21 protein-coding genes are annotated in these 24,953 nt (G+C 56.5%); 12 read left to right on the forward strand and 9 right to left on the reverse strand.

Annotated elements, in window-relative coordinates; genetic code table 11:
- Positions 1-32: 32 nt before the first annotated feature.
- A complete protein-coding gene (locus tag ACOZ42_RS08205; RefSeq protein ID WP_039942985.1) occupies positions 33-647 on the reverse strand; it encodes a glutathione S-transferase family protein in 615 nt (204 codons plus the stop codon).
- A gap of 60 nt (positions 648-707) precedes the next feature.
- The gene (locus ACOZ42_RS08210) at positions 708-2,618 is read right to left on the reverse strand and encodes an alpha/beta hydrolase family protein (protein WP_426345810.1); all 1,911 of its coding nucleotides are present in this window, start codon (positions 2,616-2,618) and stop codon (positions 708-710) included.
- Positions 2,619-2,771: 153 nt separating this feature from the next.
- On the opposite strand from ACOZ42_RS08210, the gene ACOZ42_RS08215 reads away from it, so the two are divergent.
- The 5 genes from ACOZ42_RS08215 to ACOZ42_RS08235 all read left to right on the forward strand — a co-directional run bounded on the left by ACOZ42_RS08215 (position 2,772) and on the right by ACOZ42_RS08235 (position 8,347).
- Entirely contained in the window at positions 2,772-3,743 is a 972-nt protein-coding gene (locus tag ACOZ42_RS08215; protein WP_003800028.1) for a D-2-hydroxyacid dehydrogenase, read from the forward strand.
- Positions 3,744-3,746: 3 nt separating this feature from the next.
- Entirely contained in the window at positions 3,747-4,535 is a 789-nt protein-coding gene (locus ACOZ42_RS08220) for an SDR family oxidoreductase (protein WP_131071792.1), read from the forward strand.
- 12 nt (positions 4,536-4,547) lie between these two features.
- A complete protein-coding gene (locus tag ACOZ42_RS08225) occupies positions 4,548-5,591 on the forward strand; it encodes a type I glyceraldehyde-3-phosphate dehydrogenase (protein WP_336579524.1) in 1,044 nt (347 codons plus the stop codon).
- 50 nt (positions 5,592-5,641) lie between these two features.
- Positions 5,642-7,039: a class II fumarate hydratase gene (gene fumC / locus ACOZ42_RS08230; protein ID WP_131071794.1), complete on the forward strand. Its 1,398-nt coding sequence runs from the start codon at positions 5,642-5,644 to the stop codon at positions 7,037-7,039.
- Positions 7,040-7,165: 126 nt separating this feature from the next.
- Entirely contained in the window at positions 7,166-8,347 is a 1,182-nt protein-coding gene (locus ACOZ42_RS08235; protein ID WP_426345811.1) for a PQQ-dependent sugar dehydrogenase, read from the forward strand.
- Between the two features lie 185 nt (positions 8,348-8,532).
- Here the strand turns inward: ACOZ42_RS08235 and ACOZ42_RS08240 are convergent, their stop codons facing one another.
- Entirely contained in the window at positions 8,533-8,958 is a 426-nt protein-coding gene (locus ACOZ42_RS08240; RefSeq protein ID WP_003800016.1) for a universal stress protein, read from the reverse strand.
- A 246-nt stretch (positions 8,959-9,204) separates the two neighbouring features.
- On the opposite strand from ACOZ42_RS08240, the gene ACOZ42_RS08245 reads away from it, so the two are divergent.
- Complete coding sequence (locus ACOZ42_RS08245; RefSeq protein ID WP_003800014.1) at positions 9,205-9,540, forward strand: c-type cytochrome; 336 nt, start codon at positions 9,205-9,207, stop codon at positions 9,538-9,540.
- Between the two features lie 90 nt (positions 9,541-9,630).
- On the opposite strand, the gene ACOZ42_RS08250 is transcribed toward ACOZ42_RS08245, so the two are convergent.
- The 3 genes from ACOZ42_RS08250 to ACOZ42_RS08260 all read right to left on the reverse strand — a co-directional run bounded on the left by ACOZ42_RS08250 (position 9,631) and on the right by ACOZ42_RS08260 (position 12,635).
- Positions 9,631-10,857 carry a cyanate transporter gene (locus ACOZ42_RS08250; RefSeq protein WP_426345812.1) on the reverse strand — a complete coding sequence of 409 codons (1,227 nt, stop codon included), beginning with the start codon at positions 10,855-10,857 and terminating at the stop codon, positions 9,631-9,633.
- 49 nt (positions 10,858-10,906) lie between these two features.
- On the reverse strand, positions 10,907-11,581 hold the full coding sequence (locus ACOZ42_RS08255) for an ankyrin repeat domain-containing protein (RefSeq protein WP_051010394.1): 675 nt from the start codon (positions 11,579-11,581) through the stop codon (positions 10,907-10,909).
- Positions 11,582-11,681: 100 nt separating this feature from the next.
- A complete protein-coding gene (locus ACOZ42_RS08260) occupies positions 11,682-12,635 on the reverse strand; it encodes a LysR family transcriptional regulator (protein WP_240208691.1) in 954 nt (317 codons plus the stop codon).
- Between the two features lie 140 nt (positions 12,636-12,775).
- Between ACOZ42_RS08260 and ACOZ42_RS08265 the strand changes: the two genes are divergently transcribed.
- Positions 12,776-13,093, forward strand: coding sequence for a DUF4148 domain-containing protein (locus ACOZ42_RS08265; protein WP_240208690.1), 318 nt, complete (start codon positions 12,776-12,778; stop codon positions 13,091-13,093).
- Positions 13,094-13,284: 191 nt separating this feature from the next.
- On the forward strand, positions 13,285-15,696 hold the full coding sequence (locus ACOZ42_RS08270; protein ID WP_426345813.1) for a heavy metal translocating P-type ATPase: 2,412 nt from the start codon (positions 13,285-13,287) through the stop codon (positions 15,694-15,696).
- 155 nt (positions 15,697-15,851) lie between these two features.
- Here the strand turns inward: ACOZ42_RS08270 and ACOZ42_RS08275 are convergent, their stop codons facing one another.
- Together ACOZ42_RS08275 and ACOZ42_RS08280 are read right to left on the reverse strand one after the other, a co-directional pair.
- Entirely contained in the window at positions 15,852-16,292 is a 441-nt protein-coding gene (locus ACOZ42_RS08275; RefSeq protein ID WP_003800002.1) for a YtoQ family protein, read from the reverse strand.
- Positions 16,293-16,482: 190 nt separating this feature from the next.
- The gene (locus ACOZ42_RS08280; RefSeq protein WP_426345814.1) at positions 16,483-17,682 is read right to left on the reverse strand and encodes a tyrosine-type recombinase/integrase; all 1,200 of its coding nucleotides are present in this window, start codon (positions 17,680-17,682) and stop codon (positions 16,483-16,485) included.
- Positions 17,683-17,869: 187 nt separating this feature from the next.
- Here ACOZ42_RS08280 and ACOZ42_RS08285 point away from each other — a divergent pair, with 187 nt between their 5' ends.
- The 4 genes from ACOZ42_RS08285 (at position 17,870) to ACOZ42_RS08300 (ending at position 23,057) form a co-directional block, all read left to right on the forward strand.
- The gene (locus ACOZ42_RS08285) at positions 17,870-18,937 is read left to right on the forward strand and encodes a DNA-binding protein (protein WP_426345815.1); all 1,068 of its coding nucleotides are present in this window, start codon (positions 17,870-17,872) and stop codon (positions 18,935-18,937) included.
- Positions 18,938-19,712: 775 nt separating this feature from the next.
- Positions 19,713-21,221: a multicopper oxidase family protein gene (locus ACOZ42_RS08290; RefSeq protein WP_426345816.1), complete on the forward strand. Its 1,509-nt coding sequence runs from the start codon at positions 19,713-19,715 to the stop codon at positions 21,219-21,221.
- A gap of 153 nt (positions 21,222-21,374) precedes the next feature.
- On the forward strand, positions 21,375-22,577 hold the full coding sequence (purT, locus tag ACOZ42_RS08295; RefSeq protein ID WP_426345817.1) for a formate-dependent phosphoribosylglycinamide formyltransferase: 1,203 nt from the start codon (positions 21,375-21,377) through the stop codon (positions 22,575-22,577).
- Between the two features lie 21 nt (positions 22,578-22,598).
- The gene (locus ACOZ42_RS08300) at positions 22,599-23,057 is read left to right on the forward strand and encodes a hypothetical protein (RefSeq protein WP_003799974.1); all 459 of its coding nucleotides are present in this window, start codon (positions 22,599-22,601) and stop codon (positions 23,055-23,057) included.
- Positions 23,058-23,250: 193 nt separating this feature from the next.
- On the opposite strand, the gene pap is transcribed toward ACOZ42_RS08300, so the two are convergent.
- On the reverse strand, positions 23,251-24,780 hold the full coding sequence (gene pap / locus ACOZ42_RS08305) for a polyphosphate:AMP phosphotransferase (protein WP_059317621.1): 1,530 nt from the start codon (positions 24,778-24,780) through the stop codon (positions 23,251-23,253).
- Positions 24,781-24,953: the final 173 nt, after the last annotated feature.

The raw sequence follows: 24,953 nt of genomic DNA on the forward strand, positions 1-24,953 counted from the left end.
CTGAACGCCTGAATCGCTAGCTGCTATACAACTTAATCCTTCAACAAGCCTTCACCACGCAGCGCCGCCTTCACACCTTCGTTCTGCTCCATGCGAGCAAAGAAAGCGTTCAGGTTCTTCATGCCTGACAGGTCCAGCTTCATCAGACCCGCCCAGCGCAGCACCACGTACAGATAAGCATCAGCCACAGACAAGGAACCCGACAGGGTTTCTTTGCCTTCCAGGTGCTTGTCGATCACACCAAGCTGCTTGGTCAGCAGGACAGCCGTCTTGGCTTTGATTTCGGCCTGTGTCGATTCCTGATCTGCATAGCGATGCGTACCAAACATGACACCTACGTTGCGGTGGATTTCGGCATTCAGGAACGCCAACCAGCGGCGGGCCTCAAAGCGTTGTTCGATGGTGTTGCCCAGCAGATTGGCCTGAGGAAATTTTTCGTTCAGGTACTCCAGAATAGCGATGCTTTGCGTCAGGACCAAATCACCATCGACCAGAACCGGCACGGCCCCGTTAGGGTTCAGCTTCAAGAATGCCTCTTGCTGCAGCTCGTCGCGGCTGACGCGCTGAGCTTCAAACGGTGTGCCGATCCACTCCAGTGCGATGCGGGTCACCAAAGGACAAGCGCCTGTCATGTAATACAGTTTCATACGTTCTCTTTCCAAAAGTGCGGTAAACAAATGGCGCGAGCTCATCGCGCCACTCCAAAACTATCGAGCTTGAAGGTGGCGGGCCAGGAAGCGCTCCATGCGTTCGTAAAACTCGAACTTGTTCTCGTCATTGTGAAAGCCGTGGCCTTCGTTGTCCTTGACCATATACTCCACATCCACGCCGCGAGCCTTCAAGGCCTCTACCATTTGATCACTTTCTGCCTTGTTCACCCGTGGGTCGTGGGCGCCCTGGGCAATAAATAACGGGGTGCGGATCCTGTCGGCATGCAAAACAGGCGAATTGGCTTCCAGCAGCTCCTTGTCTTTGACGGGATCACCCACCATCGCATGCATCTTCACCAGCATCGGTTTCCAGTAGGGCGGAATGGTGTTCATGAAGGTCAGAAGATTGGACACGCCTACATAGTCCACTGCCGCTGCGTACAAGTCAGGGGTTTTGACAATACCGGCCAAGGTCGCGTAACCACCGTAGCTGGCACCGTAAATAGCAATGCGTTTGGGGTCAGCAATCTTTTGATCGATCAGCCACTGAACGCCATCGCTAATGTCGTCCTGCATGCTCAACCCCCATTGTTTGAAGCCCGCTTCCCAGAACTTGCGACCATAACCGGTCGAACTACGGAAGTTGATCTGCAAAACAGCGTAGCCACGGTTGGCCAGGAACTGGACTTCGGGGTTAAAGCCCCAATAGTCCCGCGTCCAAGGCCCCCCGTGCGGATTGATGACCACCGGCAGGTCGCGGCTGGGCACACCCAAAGGCAGGCTCAAGTAGCCATGAATCTTCATGCCATCGCGGGCCGTAAATTCGATGGGCCGCATCACCGCCATATCACTTTCCGGCAAAGCACTATTGATGACGGCCAGCTTGTGCAGGCTGTTGCTGTCCACATCGTACAAATAGCGCGAGCCAGGGTTGCGGTCGCTGTAGCTGGCCACAATCATTTTCTTCTCGTCGCGTGTCATGGACTGCACGCTGATTTCATAGCCCGGCAATTGACGGGCGATCGCGGCGTGAATTTTCTCGCTTTGCTCATCAAAGAAATGCTGACCGGGCTTGTCGGTATAGTAATCCACCGACGTCAGCACCTGACGCAGGCGTGAATACCCGGCCCCCATCAGGTCATAATCGGGCAGCTCATAAACATTCTCTTCCACGTCGGGTCTGGCAGGGTCAATCAAGACCAATGCCAAGGTGTCACGCCCACGATTGCTCAGGGCATAAAAGCGCTGGTTATCGGCGTGAAAAAAGAGGGGGCTGACTTCGGTGCGGAAATCTGTTTGCAAAATGCTGCGGAAGGGCTCGGATTCGCTGTCACGATAACGCAGTTCGGAATCCACACCGGAAATGGCCATGGCCAGGCGTACGCGGCCCTGATGGTCCGTGCTCCAGCCCAGCACATCTCCCGGATTCTCGGCCGCCAGCGTGCTTTCACCGGTCAGCACGTTGACCTTGTAGACATCAAAGACTTCCGGGTTGCGACCATTGTGCGAGACCAGAATATGGTCCGGATCATCGGGCAAATCATCTTGCACGCCCGCTCGCACCCCTTTCAAAGGCGTCAAGTCCGTGATCTTGCCCGTATTCACATTGACGGCCAGAACGTGATAGTTCTCGTCGCCATTGACATCCTTGGCGTAAATTACGGTCTCGTCGCCTTTCCAGAAGTACTCGGCAATATCGCGTTGATGCTCGGCGGTCACGCGACGAGGCTCGCCGACCGGTTCACTGCCTTCCAGCTCTTGCACAAAAATATTCTGACGAGCGGGTTGTCCGTCGATCTTGACCGGCTCCATAAAGCCGATCATGCGCCCTTGATCAGAAATCCGGAAACCGCTGCGTTTGGGGTTCTGAAAAAAATCCCGAATGTCGTACAGGGGAGGAGTGACGCTGGCGACGTTCTCCGGTACCAGGGCATGCGCGCCCAAAGAAAGCAAGAGGGACAAGAGCATAAGCACGAACCTATAAAACAGGGTTATGGAAGGAGACCAGGGACAAGCCTGCATCAATCCCATTACTATATCGGATGATGATCCCAAGCAAAGGCAAGAACCCGCTGATAATAGGGCCGCAACGTACCGCTACCGCTCAGGACAAGGACAGGCATGACTTCTTTGACTCGTATCGTTTTTCTGGATAGGGAAACACTGTCTGACAGCGTCAAGCTGCCGCAGGTTCCCTTTAAGCATGAACTGCAAGTGTACGGACGTACGGCTCCCGATCAAGTGGCCGAACGTATTGCTGATGCCGACATTGTCATCAGCAATAAAGTGGCGCTGCGACGCGAGCATATGCAGGCCGCGCCCCACTTGAAAATGATCGCACTGGCCGCCACGGGTAGCGACAACATTGACCTTGATGCCGCCCACGAACGTCAGATTGTGGTCAGCAATATCCGCGACTATGCCGTACGCAGTGTCCCAGAACACGTTTTTGCACTGATCTTTGCCTTGCGTCGTAATATCTGCGCCTACCGCCAGTCCGTCAAGGAAGGACGCTGGCAAGAAGCCCAGCAGTTTTGTTATTTCGACTATCCCATCCGCGATCTGGCCGGCTCCACCCTGGGTGTGATTGGCTCAGGCTCTTTGGGTCAGGCCGTCGCCACCATGGGCCGAGCATTGGGGATGAAAGTCATCTTTGCGCAGCGCCGTGGTCAGACCATCGTTAGCAATGCCGATGACCGCTTGCCCTTTGAGCAAGTGCTAGAACAAGCCGACATTCTCTCGTTGCATTGCCCCTTGACCGCTGACACGCAGAACATGCTGGGTATGGCCGAATTCGAACGCATGGCCCCCCGCCGTCCCTTGCTGATCAATACTGCCCGTGGCGGGCTGATTGACAATCAGGCGCTGGAACACGCCTTGCGACAAGGCTGGCTGGGAGGCGCAGGGATTGATGTTTGCACGCCCGAGCCGCCACCCGCTGACCATACCCTGATGCGCTTGTTAGACTTACCCAATTACATTTTGACCCCGCACATAGGCTGGGCCAGTCAGGAAGCCATGCAGGCTTTGGCAAACCAGCTGATCGACAACATTGCGGCTTTCCATCGTGGCCAAGCACGCCATACGCTGTAAATAATGATTGATTTACGCTCCTATCAAGCCAATTTTTCCCTGGCCGGTCGCTGCGCTCTGGTTACCGGCTCGTCCGCCGGCCTGGGCCTGGACATCGCCCGTGCCTACGCCGCTCACGGCGCCCATGTGATTCTGCATGGCCGTCACGCCAGCAAGCTCCTGCCGATTGCCGAGGAATTGAAAACCGCCGGTGCCCAGGTCGATACCTGGGAACAGGATCTGGCCGATCTGGACGCCTTGCCTGACTCTTACCAGGCCCTATGTCAGCGCGTCGGCACGCCCGATATTCTGGTGAACAATGTCGGCGTGCGATTGCGCAGCAGCTTGCAGGAGGCGGCCTGGGACGATATTGAGCATTTGCTGCAGGTAGACCTGCTGGCGACGCTGAAACTATCAAAGTACGCCGCCCAGGCCATGCTGCAAGCCCAAGCCCGACAAGGTCGTATTGTTACCTTGACCTCCATCGCTGGCCCCCTGGCTCGACCAGGCGACGCCATTTACCCCGTTGCCAAGCAGGGACTGGCAGGGATGGTGCGAGCGCTGGCGGTAGAATTTGGCGGGCAGGGCATTACCAGCAACGGCATCGCCCCCGGCACCTTTGCCACCGAGAGCAATGCGGCTCTGGCCCAGGACCCGGTCAAAGGCCCGCTGGTAGTTGGCCGCAACCCCCTGGGGCGGTGGGCCAGGCCGGATGAAATCCGCGCTGCCGCTGTGTTTCTGGCCTCACCGGCTGCCTCCTATGTCAATGGCCATATTGTGGTTGTAGACGGCGGATTTTCCATTACTTTCTGAGTTTCTCCGATCATGCCGCTACCTCGTCCCATCCGCATCGCGATCAATGGCTATGGCCGCATCGGCCGTTGCCTGCTGCGTGCCATTTACGAATCTCCACGACGCCAGGAATTTGAAGTCGTCGTCATCAACGAGCCAGCTACGATTGCCACCATGGCCTACCTGACCCGTTTTGACTCGACCCACGGCGTCTTTCCGGCGCCGGTAGAGCACAATGAGCACGAGCTGATTGTGGCCGGCACCGCCATACGAGTGCTGCACGAAACCGACCCCAAAGCGATTGATTGGGCCGCCCTGGAGCTGGATATGCTGATCGAATGCAGTGGCGCTTTTGGCAGCCGTGCGGGGCTGCAGCAGTTTCTGGATGCTGGATGCCCGCGTGTGCTGCTCTCCAATCCGGGCAACAGCGCTCATGACGTCGATTTCACCGCTGTGCTGGGCATTAACCATGAGCAGTTGCAGGGCGATGAGCGTATTGTCTCCAACGCTTCATGCACCACCAATGCCATCATTCCGGTCTTGGCCGAGCTGGATAAAACGTTCGGCATTCGTCACGCTTTTTTAAGTACGCTGCATTCGGTGATGAACGATCAGCCCATGATTGATGGCTACCACAGCAGCGATCTGGCCCGTACCCGCTCGGCTCTGCAGTCCATGATTCCGGTCTCTACGGGCCTGGCAACTGGGGTGGAGCGTCTCTTGCCACAGCTCAAGGGCAAGGTACAGGCCAAGTCCATTCGCGTGCCAATTCTGAACGTGTCTGCGATTGATCTGATGGTCAACCTGGAGCGCGACACCAGTCGGGACGAAATCAACCGCTTGTTTCAGCAGGCGGCGCAACGCTTACCGGGTATTTTGGACTACTCCGATCAGGCCCATGCTTCGATCGACTTCAATCACAACCCGCACTCTGGTGTGGTGGACGGTTCGCAAACCCGAACCAATGGGGACGGGCTGGTCAATATGCTGGTCTGGTTTGACAACGAATGGGGATTCTCCAACCGCATGGTCGATATTGCCTGTGTGTGGGCTGCGCGCTTTTTGCGCCAGCCGTGAACACCCCTTTTTCACACTAAGCTGTCATCCTAATTTTTTCAGGAGCCATGATGAGTACGACACGTATTGAACAGGATTCCATGGGGACCATTGAGGTTCCGGCCGAACACTATTGGGGCGCGCAGACACAGCGCTCCATCCAGAACTTTCCGATTGGCCGTGACCGCTTCCAGTGGGGTCGCAGCATGATCGAGTCGCTGGGCATCCTGAAGAAATCGACAGCGCTGGCCAATCAGGAGCTGGGCGAGCTTCCCGAGGATCTGGCCCGCCTGATCGTGCAGGCGGCCGATGAAGTCATCGCAGGCAAATGGGACTCTGAGTTCCCGCTGGTGGTGTTCCAGACCGGCTCGGGCACCCAAAGCAATATGAACGTCAACGAGGTCATCTCCAACCGCGCCATTGAGCTGGCCGGTGGCGAGAAGGGCAGCAAAAAACCCGTCCACCCCAATGACCACGTGAACCGCGGCCAATCTTCCAACGATACCTTCCCCACGGCCATGTACATCGCTGTGGGTCTGGAATGTCAGCGCCGTTTGCGCAAAGACGTGGGCCAGTTGCGCGACACGCTGGCGGCCAAGGCCAGGCAGTTTAATACTATTGTAAAAACCGGCCGCACCCACTTGCAGGATGCCACACCCATTACGCTCGGCCAGGAAATTGGGGCATGGGTTGCGCAGATCGATTTTGGCCTGCAAACGGTGGATAAGGCCCTGGACGGTATTTACCAGCTGGCTATTGGTGGAACCGCCGTGGGAACTGGCCTGAACGCTCATCCCCAGTTTGGCGAACGCACCGCAGCCCATATTGCCAGAATCACCGGTCTGCCATTCCAGGCTGCCGAAAACAAGTTTTTTGCTCTGTCGGCCCACGACGCGCTGGTGAACCTGTCGGCGTCCCTGCGCACCCTGGCCGGCGCCTTGATGAAAATGGCCAATGACGTGCGCTGGCTGGCCAGTGGCCCTCGTTGCGGAATTGGCGAGCTGCAAATCCCCGAGAACGAGCCCGGCTCCTCCATCATGCCCGGCAAGGTCAACCCCACTCAGTGCGAAGCACTGACCATGGTGGCCGTTCAGGTCTACGGTAACGACGCGGCTGTGGGTTTTGCGGGCAGTCAGGGCAACTTCCAATTGAACGTCTACAAGCCGGTGATGGTTCACAATGTGCTGGAAAGCATTGCTCTGATCAGCGATGCATGCCTGGCCTTTGACGAGCATTGCGCTCAGGGTCTGGAGCCGGTCATGGAGAAAATCCAGCACAATCTGGATCAGAATCTGATGCTCGTGACGGCCTTGAACCGCCATATCGGCTACGACAAAGCCGCTGCGATTGCAAAAACGGCCCACAAAGAAGGGCTGACACTGCGCGAATCCGCCCTGAAATCGGGCTACCTGACCCAGGAGCAGTACGACCAGTGGATTGTGCCGCTGGACATGACCCACCCAGGCTAAGCACCTGCCTGGCTTGGGCTTGAGCATATTCGTCCCCGTCAGGGGACGAATATGTAACAAAGCGGTTTTTGTCCCTATGAAAGACTAGGGGAGTGTTGATCCCACCTGTCTGCCTTTCACTGCCTTATGCGTATAACGAAGAATTTCAGCTTGTCTTTGGCAATAGTCGCCACCACACTGGGACTGCTAGCAGCCCTGGCCCCCCTAGCGGGCCGCGCACAATCTGACCCCGTTCCGGCAATCGAAGGGCCAGCGGTCTCGGTAGAGACAGTGGTCAGCGGACTGGAACACCCCTGGGGCATGGCTTTTTTGCCAAATGACGCAGGCATTCTGATTACGGAGCGTCCCGGTACACTGCGCGTCTGGACCAAGGAGAACGGCCTGTCCGCCCCTATCAGCGGCGTGCCTAAAGTCCACGCCCAAGGGCAGGGGGGGCTGCTGGATGTCGCCCTGGCACCAGATTTTTTTCGTAGCCGTCGTGTTTATCTGGCGTACGCCGAGCGTCGCGACAAACAGCACTCAGCCACCACCGTGGGTTTTGGGGTCCTGTCTTCCGACCTGACACGGCTGGACGCCTTTCGTCCCATATTCCGTCAAGAGCCCGCCCTGTCGACCGGGCAACACTACGGTGTGCGCATGGCTTTCGATCCGGGTGGTCGGGACTTGTATATCGCTTTGGGTGAGAACAATCAGCCTCCCACCGCCCAGCAACTGGATCACTTGCAGGGCAAGGTTATTCGCATCCGCCCTGATGGCATGGTGCCAAGGGACAATCCTTTTCGTAGTCAGCGCGGCGCCAGAGGGGAAATCTGGAGTTATGGACACCGCAACCCCCAAGGCCTGGCCTGGAACCCCTGGACGAATGAATTGTGGGTGGCCGAACATGGTCCACAAGGCGGGGATGAACTAAACGTCATTCAGGCCGGGGCAAATTATGGCTGGCCCTTGCGTACCGAAGGCCTGGGCTACGACGGAAAGCCTGTTCCAAACGCCAGCGCGACCCCACTTGAAGGCTTTACCGAACCGTTGCACTATTGGTCTGTTTCACCGGCCATCAGCGGCATGGCTTTTTATGACAGGCAAGAGGTCCCGGGCTGGCAATACAGTCTGTTTGTGGGGGCCCTGAAAGAGCAGGCGCTGATTCGCCTGCAGTTTGACGAGGAAGACGGCTACCTTGTCGGTGAAGAACGACTGCTTGAAGATCTGCAGCAGCGCATCCGGGATGTTCGGATCGGACCAGACGGTGCAGTCTACGTGCTGACCGATGACCAGAACGGCCAGCTCCTGCGGATTCAAGCCAAGCCGTGAACCAGGCACGACACGGTTCCGCTGATCCCTGCCCGGAGCTCAGTAAAGGGGCCGCCCTGTTGGCGACAGAGGCACGCCGCATATTGTCGATGGCCTACATCCGTTCAAAAAACGCCAGCCCAGGCGGCGCCCAATAGAAAGGCCGTCTCAAGGACGGCCTTCACAAAGCAAACGCTCAGTTCAACTTATTTGATCAAGGTCACCGGCACTTTCACCAGGCTCAACACCTTGGTCGTGACCGAACCCAATACCAGGCCGGGCAGGGCGCTCAAGCCACGGGTACCCATGACGATATGGTCAATATTGTTATTGTCCACATACTCTTTGATGGTCTGGGCGGCGTTGCCGGCAATAATACTTTCCTTAACATTCAAGGGCGAATTGGCGAGCACGGCACGAGCGGGCAGCAAGGCATTGCTTCCTTCATCCTGGTAGTAGGCTTGCAACACGTCTTCCGAAAAAAATCGTTTGACGTTGCCAGAAACGATAGGGGTAGGAACGGCCAGCACGTGCAAAGTGGCTTCCGGCTTGCCCGTTAGTATGTCAACCGCTGTTTTCAGAGCGCGCGTGGAAGCATCAGATCCATCGACAGGAACGAGAACATTAAGCATGAAGACCTCTTGTGGTGTGTGAACTGTTTAAATATGAAGCAATAACTTCTACTAGGACATTACAGAATAAGCGGACTGGCTCGCTTGATTCGCATCAAGCGCAACCGCTATTTGTAAAAGACGGTTCTATCATAACCGTATGATCACCCTATGAATGCCACCCTGTGCGTCTTATGCACGGAAAAAAAGCGTAGAGGCATCATGCCCCCTTCCTTTCCAACTTCGTTTTACTCAGGAGAACCTCTTATGGCCTTCAAGCAGTGGCTGGTCTGTACGGCTTTACTAAGTACCGCGTTCAACGCCTCGGCGGCTGATGCTGGTTTGGAGGCAGTCAAAGACATACTGACAAGAAACGCCTGTCTGTCCTGTCATACCGTCGAGCGAAAGGTGGTGGGACCGGCCTACCGGGATATTGCAGCCAAGCGTAAAGACGATCCGGCCAACGCTGAAATACTTGTCCAACATATACGGCAAGGCAGCAAAGGGGTGTACGGCCCCTTGCCCATGCCGGCCAACCCGGTCATCTCGGATAAGGACATCCAAGCCGTGGTCGACTGGATCATGGCGGGTGCCCCCCAATAGCAGGAATCAAGGCCACTGCGCCCAGATACGGCCGTCTGTGAAGGGCCGTATGTTTTAGGCTGCGTGGCCCGGCTGATCGCTATGTCAGAGTCAGGACTGATGCCCCTGTTGCTTCATCTTCTCGGCATAGTGAGCCGGCTGAAAACGCCAGGCCATTACCGCCACCAACAAAGCCATGGCTGCATGCAGTATCCAACCGGCCTGAAAGCCATTGCTCAACTCGCGCAGCTGCACGCTGATCATAGGAAACAGAGCGGCGATCGGGAAACCCCCACCTTGCATTAACGCGCTTAAGGTACCGGCACGGGCAGCGTCGGGAAAATGATCCAGAGCCACCAGCAGCAGCAGGGAAAAGCAGCCCCCTAAACCAATACCGATCACAATCGCCCAGGTATACGGTGCCAGATCAGGAACAAAGGCAAAAGCCAGAAAGCCGGCCACCTGGCAAGCCAGCGCCAGCCATACCCACCGGCGCCGATCCTTGTTCCTGGCGGCCAGCGTAGGCAGGCCAAAGGCGGCAAAGGCCTGTGCAACCGAGAGCACCGCCACCAAGCTACCGCTGCTCTCTGCCGTCCAGCCCCGATCTTGATAAAAGGTGGCCAGCCAGGTCACCAAGGAGGCATAGCCGCCATTAATCAGACCAAAGCACACGATCAGCGTCCAGGTGCGGGGTCGGGCCAGCAAGGACAAGGAGGGGGGAGACAGCTGCGCGCCAGGAGCCTGCCGGGGCACGACTTTCCAGGCAATCCACAAAGCGACACTGATGGGCAGGGCCCAAAAGGCCAGGGCAATACGCCAGCTATCGGTCAGGGAACTTACCCAAGGGGTAATCTGCGCGCCCAGCGCACCGCCACCCATCAGGGTCGCTGAATACACCCCCGTTACCTGCGCAATATGACGCGGGAACTGCTCCTTGATCAGACCGGGCATCCCCGCCTGCAGCAAAGACACACCCAAACCACAAAGCAGTGCCGTTGCGATCAGGCTGGCACCATTGGGCACAAACCAGCGCAACGCGCAGCCCAGGCACAGCAACCACAAAGAGGTGATCAGGACATGGCGCAGGGCCAGAACCCGCCGCAGCGAGGGCATGCAAAACGCGCCCAGGCCCATCACCATCATAGGCAATAAGGTCAGCCATGCCAGACTGCCCAAGGGCATGTCCAATCCTTGGGCTACCTGACGGGCCAGGGTGCCACTGGAAGTAAAAAACGGGCGCAGGTTCAGGCCCACCAAAATGACGAAAGCCAGCCACAAACCGGGGCTGGCCTGTGCGCCCGTCGACGTGGCGGACGGGGCGGTCTGAAAAGAAGACATAAAATGCGTGTTGTGATTGGAAGAAAAATAAGCGGCAACCATGCCGAACTTAGGGTCTGGCGCCGGCCTGCTCCAAGATTTCGGCCATTTCGGTCTGGCTGCGCTGACGCGCCAGACTCAGGGGACGCACGCCCTGACGATCGGGCAGATTCACATCGGCCCCGGCCTGGATCAACAGTCGCAATACCTCTTGATGCGCCGGCCCTCCGTCAGAGAGCACAATGGCTTCATGCAAAGCTGTCCAGCCCAAATAATTGACATGATTCGGGTCCACACCAGCCTTGAGCAAAAGACGAACGACCTCTACATACCCATGCTCAGCCGCCGGAATCAGCGCCGTCCCCCCATAACGATTCACACTGCGCAAATCCGCCCCGTTTTCCAGGGTCATACGCAAAATCTCCAGCCGGCCTTGTGCACCAGCAAGCAGATAGGGGCTGTCATGGATAGCGTCGGCCTGATTCACATCGGCCCCCGCACGAATCAGTTGTCGGGCAATATCGATATGGTTTAACCATGTAGCGCGCAGCAAAGGGCTCTGCCCCTGATCGTCGGCAATGTTCACCGTCGTCCGCGCCCGCTTGTCCGATAGAATTTCGCGCACTTTGGCGCTGTCACCTTGCTCTACGGCTTCCAGCAAAACGGTTTGTGCCCCGACACTGCCACTGCCCAAGATCAGGCTCATCGCCAGCCCGGTCAGCAAGCTTTGCAATGTTCCTCTCATGCGTCCCCCTGTCATCACCGCAGTCCTCATGGACCAGAGGCCTATAAATAGCATAGTTAGACCATGGCCAACACCGATTCCAGGCTATAGCCCTTATTTTTTATGGATACGCCTGCCCGGCGGCCGCCACATCCAGCTCCGCGTGAGACATCAATCTGTCCAGCTCACTGCGCAAATAATTCAGAAACACCCGGGTTTTCTGAGGCATCAGACGCGACGGCAACAGGGCCAGAACAGGGAAGGGGGCAAACTCCCAATCGGGCAAGACACGCTCGAGCTGGGCACAATCGGGGTCAAGACGGCGCTCCAGCAAAGAAGAGGCGGTAATTCCCAAATCATGCACCGCCAGCTTGCGCATCATGATCGCGTTATTGACGGTAATCGAGCCGTCCACGATGGCGTCGTACCGTTCCTGATTGGGACCTCGCAAGGACCAGAGCCGATCTGGACCGGAAGGACGCGCACAGATGCAGGTGTGCCCGGTCAATTCCGAGGGATGCTTGGGGCGACCCTTGCGGTCCAGATAGTTGCGGGTGGCGTACAGACCCAGACGAATTTGCCCGAGCAATGTGGCCACGGCACTGGAGTCGGGCTGGGCGCCCACCCGAATGACGCAATCGTAATTATCCGATTGCAAGTCAATGGGCCGGATGGTCAGATCAAACTCCAGTTCGATATCAGGATACTGCTGATTAAAGCCACGAATAATGGCCGGCATCAGCACAATGCTGAAACTGGCCGGCATGGAAACTCGCAAGCGTCCTTTAGGTGTTTGCGCCACGTCCAGCAATTGCTCATGAGCCAGACGGGCTTGCTCGACGATCGCCAGACAACGCTCGAAATACACTTGCCCAGCCTCGGTGACATCTACATTGCGGGTGCTGCGTTTGAGCAAGGCCACACCCACTTCTTTTTCCAATTCACGAATACGACGTGACACGGTGGAGACAGGCATGCCCAGGGCCTGGGCAGCGCGGCTAAAGTGGCGGGCACGGGCCACTTCCACGAAAATCGCGATGTCGTTTAATAAGGGACCAGCGATAATGGTACTCATTTGAATTGTTCCATGAATGGAAATACGTTTGCAATATTAAGGGTTTTTACTAGGTTTAGAAAGGCTCATACTCCATCTAACGATTCGCATTGAAGACAAGGCGAACGACCGAAAAACACACCATAGACTTGGAGTAAATAATGAAAAACATCACACGTGCCACCGTTGCCAGCCTGATTTTGGGCGCCACTGCGTTGAGCAGCACCGCCATGGCAGCCATCAATAACGACGCCACCGGGGAGAACCTGAATTACCCCACGATTCAGTCGAACGATGCCCCATTGAGCCGACAGCAAGTCGTGCAGGAATTGGCAGCAGCCCAGGAACAAGGCTTTATCAGCACAGGTTCCATGGTCGACTATCCCCGTATTGACACCCGCTCGCAGCTGAGCCGTGATCAGGTTAGCGCCGAAGCAAAAGACTGGAACAACAATAACGGCGGCTTCGTCGCTTATTGAATGTGCTCAGCACTGAGCAGTCCTGACTTCCCCCTTAAAACGCCTCCAAGGAGGCGTTTTTTTCGTAACGAGTTGACCTTACCATCGGGTCAAGCCCTAAAGTGACTTCATTCATGATTCATTGAAGGGTGATTTCGATGACAACAAGCGCTTCAAATAAGAACTCGCATCTGACATTGGATGTTGAAGGCATGACTTGCGCTTCCTGCGTGAGCCGAGTGGAAAAAATAATTGGCAAGGTCCCTGGCGTGCAGTCGGTTCAAGTGAACCTGGCCACCAACAAAGCCACCATCCAGTTTCAGGGCTCTGCCCCCACCGACGCTATTATGCAGGCAGTGGAAAAGGGTGGCTATCAAGTGACTCTCCAGGAGATGGTTCTGGACGTCCAGGACATGAGCTGCGCCTCCTGCGTAGGCCGGGTGGAAAAAGCTCTGTTGAAAGTGCCAGGCGTTCACAAAGCCTCGGTCAATCTGGCCACGGGCAAAGCCCATGTGCAGCTCGTCCAGGGCGTCAAGCCTGCCGAGCTGATTCAGGCGCTGGGCAAAGCCGGCTATCCCGCTCGTCTGGCTCAGGCTGCTGCCAGCAACGATCAGTTTGAGCGTGCCGAGCAAAGCTACGAGACCTTGCGCAAGCGCTTCTGGCTGGCCACGGTGCTGGCCTTGCCGGTCTTTATTTTAGAGATGGGCGGACATATGGTGCCCGCCTTTCATCATTGGGTTGCAGGCACGATCGGGACACAAAACAGCTGGCTGATCCAGTTTGTCCTCACCACGCTGGTTTTACTGTTTCCCGGTCGTGAGTTTTATACCAAAGGCATTCCTGTTTTGCTGCGAGGCAGCCCGGATATGAATTCGCTGGTGGCGGTTGGTACCTTGGCCGCGTACACATTCTCGCTGGTGGCCACCTTCGCACCACACTGGCTGCCTGCCGAATCGGTCTATGTGTACTTTGAAGCTGCCGCCGTCATTGTGGCCTTGATCCTGTTAGGCCGCATGATGGAAGCGCGCGCCAAGGGTCGCACTTCCGAAGCCATTCAACGCTTGTTAAGCCTGCAGCCGCCAACAGCCCGAGTCCGTCGCCAGGGCCAAGAACTGGAGTTGCCGCTGGCCGATCTGCTCACAGGCGATATTGTGCTGGTCAGACCCGGCGAGCGCATTCCCGTCGATGGTGACGTAGTCGCTGGCCAAAGCTATGTGGATGAATCCATGGTGACAGGAGAGCCCATAGCCGTATCCAAGTCTCAAGGCGACGCGCTCATCGGGGGAACCGTCAACCAAAAGGGCTCGCTGGAATTTAAGGCGACCGCCGTAGGCCAGGACACGGTACTCGCTAATATTGTGTCCATGGTTGAACAGGCTCAAGGCGCCAAACTGCCTATTCAAGCAGTGGTCGATAAAATTACCCTGTGGTTTGTCCCTGCTGTCATGGCGCTGGCAGTCTTGACGGCGATTGTCTGGCTGATTATTGGTCCGTCGCCGGCCCTAAGCTTTGCGCTGGTCAACGCGGTTGCTGTGTTGATTATCGCGTGTCCTTGCGCGATGGGCCTGGCAACGCCCACCTCAATCATGGTGGGAACAGGACGTGCTGCGCAAGCCGGCGTGCTCTTTCGTAAAGGGGACTCGCTGCAAGCCTTGCGTGATGTGAAAGTGGTCGCCGTAGATAAAACCGGCACGCTGACCAAAGGCGCGCCTGAGCTGAGCAATTTTATTTGCGTCTCTGGAGAGGATGAGGCTCAGGATCTGGCAGCCATTGCGGCCCTTGAGAATTACTCTGAACACCCAATTGCCCAGGCTATTGTCAGCGCCGCCCGAAGCAGACAACTGAGCCTTCCTGCAGCCGAACAATTTGAATCCCTGACCGGTCTAGGGGTGAGAGCTCAGATTGGTACTGATCAATGGCACGTCGGCGCCGACCGCTTGATGACGCAGCTGGGTGCTGACGTGTCCGACTTCAGCGAACAGGCTCAGATCCTGGCCCAAGAAGGTAAGACACCCATGTACGCGGCCCGCAACAAGCAGGTGATCGCGTTACTGGCTGTGGCAGATCCGATCAAGGAGACCACACCACGCGCGATTGAACAGTTACATGCCCGCGGCATCAAGGTGGTCATGATTACCGGCGACAACCGCCACACGGCCCATGCGATCGCCCGTCGTCTGAACATTGACGAGGTGGTCGCCGAAGTGATGCCAGACGGTAAAGTGCAGGCGGTTCAGACCTTGCGTCAAGCTCATCAGCACCTGGCCTATGTGGGCGATGGCATTAACGATGCTCCTGCCTTGGCCGCAGCCGACGTGGGAATTGCGATTGGCACCGGCACCGATATCGCCATTGAAGCGGCGGATGTGGTCTTGATGTCGGGCGATATGCAGGGCGTGGTCACCGCCATCTCCCTGTCTCACGCCACCATGCGTAATATTCGTCAGAACCTGTTCTGGGCATTTGCCTACAATGTCGCCCTGATTCCAGTCGCCGCCGGCGTTCTGTACCCCGTAAATGGCACCTTGCTCTCACCGATGTTCGCTGCGGGGGCCATGGCCCTGTCCAGTGTTTTTGTGGTCAGCAATGCCCTGCGTTTACGCCGGGTGAAGCTGCAGGAATAACCGTTCAGGCCTCAGCGCCCCTGAGGCTCATGAACCCGTTGTCAGTAGAGCAGCGGGTTTTACTGCCTGCAAACCCGAAAAAATGCCGCCCGAGATGGGCGGCAGGACGATGACTCAGTGGTGCTGTCGATGACACACAATGAGCGGACCGAGCATCAGGCCTTCAGCGTGTAGCGCAAAATTTCGACCACTTGCTCAGGAGTACTTGCCCAGGCTTGTGCACTGGCATCCACCTCTTTCAAGGGGTGAATGATATCTTCGGCATGCAAGGTGACATAGGGCTTGCCCAAGGCGGCACAGAATCCAGCATCAAAAGCGGCATTCCACTGTTTGTATTTATCCCCAAAGCGCACCACCACCAAATCCGCCTGTTCAATCAAGGCTCGGGTACGGATGGCATTAATCTTGGAGGATTTGTGGTCACGCCAGAACCCTTCGCTGGCAGGGCCCAAGTGATCGCCCGCCGCATCGCTGGCATCGTGGTCCGTGACAGGGCTGGTAAAGAGGATATCCAGTCCAGCGGCGTTGGCTCCTTGAGCAATCTGCTCGCGCCAGTCGGTGTGAATTTCGCCGGACAGATACACGGTGTAAGTCATTACGCACTCCATAAAGAAAAGCCGGACGCCTTTTGTTCAGGCGCCCGGCGCATTCAAACCCGCTTAACAGTAGCACATTGAACGCCGCCCGGCAGCAGGCAAACACGATAGTGCTTATCCAGCATCGACACAGAAGCAAGCGCAAGGACCGACATAAGCGCAGCCATCGCTCCCGCTCTGAGCCAAGCCTTCAGTCCCAGCCCAGACGATGTGATTGCTCTAGCGCGCGGTGGCGTTGATCGTCATCCGCATGTAGATAGATATTGGTGGTGGCGATGGATTCGTGGCCCAGGGTGTCACGGATGATCCGTAAATCCACCCCCTGATCCGCCAAATGAGAGCCCGCCGAGTGGCGCAACCAGTGTGCCGAAGCCTGCTCAAGCACACGGGCCTGGGACTCCTGATCGGGGTACAAACTCCGTAAACGATCGGCACTGCCTTGAAAAACCTGTTTGACCAACACATGCGCCATCGCACGGCTCAAGTGTTTATCACTCGCCCCCGATGACATCAGCAAAGGATATGGCTCCAAGGCCTGGGGAGGCCCCTGCAAATCATGCGCTTGTCGATAACGCATCAACTCTTCATACAGCTCTTGCGTCAAGGGCACGCGCCGCCACTTGTCTCCCTTGCCATGAATCTGCAGCCACCACTGCGCGGATGACGGGGCATCTGGCCGCTGTTGAACATCAGCCATACGGGCCTGGATCAATTCAGAGATACGCAAGGCGCCGCCATACAAAATGGAAAAAAGCCAGCGCACGCGGGCTTTATGGCGATGTTCGCTGGGGGTGTCCTCGGGCAAGGATTGAATATAGTCCTGTACCCAACGCCACTGCTGCCGACTCAAATAGCGTTGCTGTGGCGCAAACGCTTTCTTCTGACGTCGGCCTTGATGAGACAGAGCCAGGGGATTTCCCGCCAGATAACCAGCCTGGACCAGCCAACTGAACAAGGAGTTCAGAATCAACAAAGCCTGATTGCGACTGCTTTCAGACAAGGGGCCTGCGAAGGGGCGCCAGGCTGCATGATGACGGGCAGGGCGCGCGCGACCTTGCGCCACCCAGCGATGAGCGGGCTGCGGATCTGCCAGAAACAGGCGATAGGCCAGAATGTCTTCCAGACTCAGAGAGGACAAATCCTTGCGACGCTCAAGTACCGCCCATAACAAAAGACGTTCGGCCTCTTTACGGTAGTTCGCGTAGGTGCGTGGGCTATCGATATAGCGCGCCAGCCAGGCTCGTAGCGCTTCGATATCGGTTTGAGCTTCAATCTGGGCCCGTCCACTCATAGAGCGGTTAACACCTTGCCGCCCGTCAAACCGAGCCAGTAGTTGCGCAATATCGTCCGAACCCAATTCGGTGGACGACGAGGAGGGGATTATTTCCATGCAAACAGGGAAAGAAGGAGAAAAAAGGGAGGTGGGCGCGGCCCAAGGCCGTATCGCAGCCGTCAAGGACCTAAGACACTTAATAATTTGACATTATAGAGATAATGTCAAATTTATAAATCCATTTAGTTGATAATTTTATATATTACGTTGTATTATTAACTAAATAATTAATGAGAGTATGAAAATGGAGCCCAAGCAGCCTAATGAGTCGCAAATTCTGGCTGACGTCGCTGAATTACGGGATCGCTTCAGCCATACGCAGACCTTGTACAAAGAAGTGGCGGCATTGCTTTTTTTTCGCTATGGCGTCACACCCACCGCCAACAAGCTGTATCAGCTGGTCCGCAAGGGCAGCATGAGCGCACCCGCTCAGGCGCTACAGACGTTCTGGGAGGAGTTGCGCGACAAAAGCCGGGTTCGCCTGGACGTGGCCGATATGCCGGAAGAGTTGCAAGCGCTGACGGGGGAGCTATTGGCTCGTATCTGGCAAGAGGCCTTGAGCCACTCAAAACAGCAGATGGAGCATTACCAAATCCAGGCTGACGAGCGGGTTGCCCAGGCCCAGGCACAGACTCGGCAAGCGCAAAGCGAACTGGAGGCAGGGCAGGGCGATCTAAAACGCGCCCAGGCACAGATAGCGCAGTATCACGACAATTTGCAAAGAGCAGGGCAGGAACAGGCGGCTTTGAAACAAGACTTGCTGCACGCAAACCAGCGTCAAAATGAGCTGGAAATCGAGAAACAAGGCCTGCAGCAAGAGCTTCGTCGTCAAAGCGAACAGTTCACCCTGGACCTGGAACGACTGCAAAAAGCCATTGAATTGACCGAGGAGCGAGCACAGGCTAACGAACGCCGAGCCTTGTTGGAGATCGACAAGGAACGCTCGATTCAGACACGATTGCGTCAGCACATCGAAGAGGCCGAGCAAACGAATAAAGCCTTGCGTCAGGCTCACGAGCAAGAACTGAACCAGCAACAAGACCTCCTGCAAAAGCTGCGTCAGGAATTGGGACAGGAGCAGGGCGAACGCCGTGCCCTGCAAGCTGCTCTGGATATCAGCCATAGTCTGGCCAAAGAACTACAAGGACAGGTGCAGATGCTGCGCACTCGTACCGCTTTGCTAGAGCGCGAAAATGACGAGTTACGCAAGAAATCCCAGTTGCTCAGCCAGGAACTGAAACAGGCACAGTCACAACCCGTCAGATCGCTGCGCTTGAAGCGGCGCCTGATCAAGAGTGATCCTGAAAAATAAATAGTCCTGGCTCGTCACGCAGTGAACGCTAGAAAACAGATCGGATGGCGCTGTAACACCTGAACAAGCCGAGGCAGGGCCTTGCCATCATGGCAGTCCTTTGAACGCTGTAGAATCTGGATTAATCCGCCGGGTGGCCAGTCTTCGATCGCAGCAGCACGCGGTGTAACGGACTGTTTTAAGAGCAACGAGAGCCGCAAGGCCCATGCTAAGCTTTATCGCATGTTGCACACGCCCATTTCTCCTCGCAAAACCGTCGGCTGGCTCTTATTGACCGGCCTGCTGGTGCTGCTGTTGGGTATGGGTTTGAGTATTGGCCGAGACGCACAGGCAGCAAGGATTCACGATGCAGGGCATCCTGTTGCTCACGCGCAATCCTCCGTTTTGGGCCAATCACCTCATCGTGCCCCCCATCATTGCAACACCCCACTCAAAATAAGCTGCTGTGCCTGTCTGGCTAGTCAGGTGAGCTTGCCGGCCGCGACTGTAGCACAGGCAGCTTTTCCGCCAGCACCTTTGCATCAACACTATCTCTCGCGGCTGTTTGGCCCCGCACAACCGCCTCCACGCGCGTCCTGATCTCCTCCATTCCATTGCCGATCCGCACCTCCATGCTCTTTGCTAGGGAAAGGCGGACGGCCCATGAACAGTGATGATCTACTGGGGCAAACCCATGAAAAGACGCGATTTTTTTAAACTGAGCGTGACCGCAAGCCTGTTGGGCAGCTTGCCGTTACGGAGCTGGGCACAAAGCAGGATGGGGCATCACAACCCCATGTCACACGGGATGGCCGAACAGGGCGTGACCACCCGTACGGGCTTGATGCCTGTAGAGAAAATGCCAGCCGGCCAGGCCCTGCAGGCCTTGCCTGTGCTTCAAAACCGCAGCGATAAACCTGGTCTGTTTCAGGCCAACATTACCGCCGCCGCTCATCGACGAGTATTGGCGGATGGCCAAAACACAGAACTTTGGCTGTATAACGGGCAAATGCCAGGGCCCTTGATTGAACTGTATGAGGGCGATCAAGTAGAAATTGAATTTGAAAACCGTTTGGATCAGGCAACCACCCTGCATTGGCATGGCTTGCCAGTTCCCTCTGATCAGGACGGCAATCCTCAAGACACCGTTTTACCCGGACAACGGCGTCACTACCGTTTTACCTTGCCAGAGGGAAGTGCCGGAACCTATTGGTACCACCCACACCCACATGGCAAAAGCGGAGAGCAGGTCGCACACGGACTGGGCGGAACCATTATCGTACGCTCGCACGCTGACTCACTCAGAGAGTTCGCGGAGCAACATTGGGCTATCAGCGACATACGACTGGACAACACGGGCCATATTCCGCCCAATACGGGCCTGGACTGGATGAACGGTAGGGAGGGGCAGTTTGTCTTACTGAATGGCCAGCGCCAGCCAGTGATACAAACCCGCTCCCGAGAGCGCATCCGCGTATGGAATACCTGCTCAGCCCGTTATTTGAACTTGCATATTCCCGGCGCTCGCCTGATTCAGGTGGGCACGGACGGCGGCCTGCTGGAGCAGCCCTTGGAGGCGGTCGACTCCATTCTCCTTGCACCAGCCGAACGGGTCGAGTTTTTCATTCAGACTGATCGAAATCTGGAGAGCACCCTGCAAGCCCTGTACTACGACAGACAAAAAATGATGGTCCAGGAGCAGCCCACAACATTGACCCTCGCACACCTGACAATACGCCAGGAGGAACTCGTCCTTCCACAGCAGTTACGGGCCATTCCCCTTGTGCCCGGTGCCTCCAACACCACGAAAGTGGTCTTTAGCGAATTGATGCCCATGGATCATGACATGCCCATGTCGTCAGAACACGGCTCAGGGGCGACATCGAACCAGCACCATCAGAACATGGGCGCAATGAATATCGCCAGCACCATGGACGGCGATGCCATGATGCCTGGAATGGCAGCTTTGCGTTCCATGTTCCGCATCAACGATCAGGTTTATGACATGAACCGCATAGACCTGCGCTGTCCGACCGGGCAATGGCAGTACTGGGACGTGATCAACGACTCTCACATGGACCATCCCTTCCATCTGCATGGGACCCAGTTTCAGGTCCTCGCCCGACAAACCGGGATGCAGTCGGTTCCAGAGGCGTTCCGCGCCTGGAAAGATACTGTCAATCTGCGTCCCAGAGAAACTGTGCGTCTGGCATTCCGACAGGAGCTACCGGGCCTGCGAATGTTCCACTGCCACATCCTGGAGCATGAGGACCTGGGCATGATGGCTCAGTTAATGGTGGAATAGAGGCCGCGCATCCTGCGGTCTCGGTCAACAAAGTCCGCCTTGCCGGTGTGTGTGCCGGCAGGGCGGACAAAGCCGTCCCCCCTTTTAAAAAGCAGGCACGGCCTGCATTACAATAGCGCTTTTGACTTTCTCATTTTCTGCGGAGCATGCACCATGAGCCTGTTGGGCACCCCCTTATCGTCGTCGTCGGACAAAATCATGCTCCTGGGCTCGGGAGAGCTGGGCAAAGAGGTGCTGATTGCGCTGCAACGTCTTGGGGTGGAAACCGTCGCTGTCGACCGCTACGAGAATGCGCCGGGGCAACAGGTCGCCCATCACGCGCGCACGATCACCATGAGTGACCCCGACCAACTGCGCGCCCTGATCGAAAAAGAAAAGCCCACCTTAGTGGTACCGGAAATCGAGGCAATTGCCACGGGCGTGCTGGAAGAATTGGAAGCGCAAGGTCTGGTCCGTGTCATCCCTACCGCTCGTGCCGCCAGACTCACCATGGATCGCGAAGGTATTCGTCGTCTTGCCGCGGAAACTCTGGGTGTGCCCACCAGCCCCTATCAGTTCTGTGAATCACTGCAAGAACTCCAAGCGGCCATTGACAGCAAAATCGGCTACCCCTGCGTAGTCAAACCGTTGATGAGTAGTTCAGGCAAAGGCCAAAGCAAAATCAGCGGCCCCGAGGACGTTGCCCAAGCCTGGGACTACGCGATGGCTGGTGGCCGCGTCAGCCAGTGCCGCGTCATCGTGGAGGGCTTCATCGATTTTGATTACGAAATTACCTTGCTGACCGTGCGCGCTGTCGGCGCCGATGGTCAGATTGAAACCCAGTTCTGCGATCCCATCGGTCACCAACAAGTGGATGGCGATTACGTGGAAAGCTGGCAGCCGCAGCCCATGAGTCCCCAAGCGTTGCAAAGCGCGCGCGAGATTGCCCAGGCGGTCACTCAGAACCTGGGCGGTCAAGGTCTGTTTGGTGTCGAGCTTTTCGTCAAAGGCGATCAGGTCTGGTTCAGCGAAGTTAGCCCGCGTCCCCACGACACCGGCATGGTGACCATGGCAACTCAATGGCAGTCGGAGTTTGAGCTGCACGCACGTGCCATTCTGGGCCTGCCTGTCAACACCGCCTTGCGTATGCCCGGTGCCAGCGCAGTGATTTACGGAGGGGTAGACGCCAAAGAGGTCGATTTCCTGAACGTAGCTCAGGCGTTGCGCATTCCGCAAACCGATATCCGCTTGTTCGGCAAACCCGAAAGCTTCGAGAAACGACGCATGGGTGTCGCTCTGGCGGCACATGACGACCTGGAAACTGCTCGTGAAAATGCGCGTCAGGCGGCGGCCACGGTGACCGTTCAAGCCCGCTAAGTCCAAAGACCGGTCGTCGCCATGCCCATTATCCTCGTCCTGCTGCTAATCGGCATTCTTGCGGGGCTGATGCAGGGCGGCGTGCAGCTTTTCAATCGGGTGAACGCCAGCGCGGGTGTAATGGCCGCTATCCTCAGTCTACTGGTGGCAGTGGCCATACTGCTGACACCATTCATCCTCTGGCGTCGTCATCACCTGGCTATTCACGGAAAAAAACAGCATGGCCAACGCATTGTGGAGCTGGCATTCGCTGATGGTTCCTTACGACTGGATGCCCTGCAAAAGCGGGGCCATATTCAGACCGGGCAGGGGAGCCGCGCCTTTATTTTTGCGGATATTGACACCATTGAAGTGCAGGGCAGGGGCTTGACGCTGCTACTGCGCAACCCCGTACAGCCTTGGCATATCCGTCCCACCAATGCCGCCGATCTCCGACGTTGGCACAAAATACTTCGTCTTGCCGCCAGCCAGGATCTCTAAGCGGCGTCCGCACTGCGGGACCAGGCCAAACAGCGCTAAATGAACGCGGTGCTGACGAGCCTGTGAGCGTAGCGTCAAGACACATCATCACGATCCGGTGTGCGTGTTCCCAGGGCCGCCCACCATTCCCACACAAATCCGCCCCAAATGCAGGATGACTGCATTTGGGGCGGATCATTAGCAGCCCGCTGTTTTATACCTGCTCACTGACCTGATCGGCCAAAGCCGGCTCATTCAGGCTGATCATATGTTCGTCCAAAGATTCCAGAGTCTCGACCACGGTGCGCAATACCTGGATGCGAGCGGCTTTTTTATCTTTACTGGGCACAATATGCCAAGGCGCCATATGAGTGTCAGTCTGAGCAAACATATCTTCAGCCGCCCGTTGATAAGCCGCCCAGTTTTCCCGATTGCGCCAATCTTCTGGCGTGATCTTGTAATTCTTGAAGGGCGTTTGCTCACGGGCCTTGAAGCGCTTGAGTTGCTCATCTTTATCAATATCCAACCAAAACTTGATCACGGCCGTGCCATTGGCAAGCAATTGCGCCTCAAATTCGTTGATTTCTTCATATGAGCGTTGCCAGGCGGCCCGGGAAATCAGCTTTTCCACCCGTTCCACCAGAACTCGGCCATACCAAGAGCGATCAAAAATCGCGACCTCGCCCAGCCGCGGCAACTTACGCCAGAAGCGCCATAAATATGGCCGTGCCCGTTCCACCGCATTGGGAGCGGAAATAGGATGAATATCGTAAATGCGAACATCCAGCGCTTCGGTCAGACGACGAATCGTGCCGCCTTTGCCAGCGGCATCGCGCCCTTCAAACACCAGTACCAGAGAATGATTACGAAACGCCTTGCTGCGTACCGCGGTCGACAGACGCCCCTGCCAATGCAGGAGTTCCGTGTCGTAATCGAGCACAGGCTCTACAGGGGGAGGGGACAGCAAGGAAGCGGCCGGAACATTCAAGCGAAACGGGAAGGCATGCGGCTCTCTGACCTGACGCGGGACAATAGGCTTGTCCATCGCTTGCAATACCACTTTTGCCAAGGACACATCACGCAGATTCTTGTCCGCACTGGGGATGACCACCCAAGGCGCATAGTTACGATGAGTCAGATTGATGGTCTGCGTGGCGGCGTTACGCAAGGTCTTGAAGTGTTTGTGAACTTTCAGGTCAGCCTTGCTAACGCGCCATGCCGTATTGGGGTCAGCCATCAGCATGGCACAACGATCCAGCTGCGCCTGGGCAGACAGGTGGAACCACAACTTGAGCACCTGCACACCCTGATAGGCCAATTGCGCCTCAAACCGGTTAATCAAGTGGGTATATAACGCAATCCTGGCCGGATCGGGCGTTTTACGCGCCAGCTCTTTCATCAGGGGTGCATACCAGGAGCCAAACACCAGTCCGGTCTGACCCCGTGCCGGCAAGCGATTCCAATAACGCCACATAAGGGGACGCATGGCTTCTTCTTCACTGAGTTTGCCGAACGCCAAGGTATGCACATGACGCGGGTCCAACCAGGTGTTCAGGGTGTTGATGGCAGATCCTTTCCCCACACCGTCCATGCCGGCCACCACAATCAGCAAGGTTTGATCGGCTTTTTCCAGCCGTTCGTACTGTTTGAGCAACAAGGCTTCGCGCAGTGTTTCGATCTGCGCCTTGGCCAACTCATCACTTAAGCTGGGGTCGCGTTCAGCAAACTGTAGTACATGGCCCATCGTGTTTTTGCTCCGTTTTACTTAGCAATCCACTATAACCACGCCAGGGAAAACTTAACTACCTTGGGCGTAAAAATAATCGGCGCAAGATAAACGGAGGGGAGACCGAAACGGAACTGCGCCTCAACCAGAAACATTGATCGATTCGCGACTTTACATAATATACATTATGC

The organism is Alcaligenes sp. HNGD-HTN06, assembly GCF_049932565.1.
GTDB lineage: Bacteria > Pseudomonadota > Gammaproteobacteria > Burkholderiales > Burkholderiaceae_B > Alcaligenes > Alcaligenes ammonioxydans.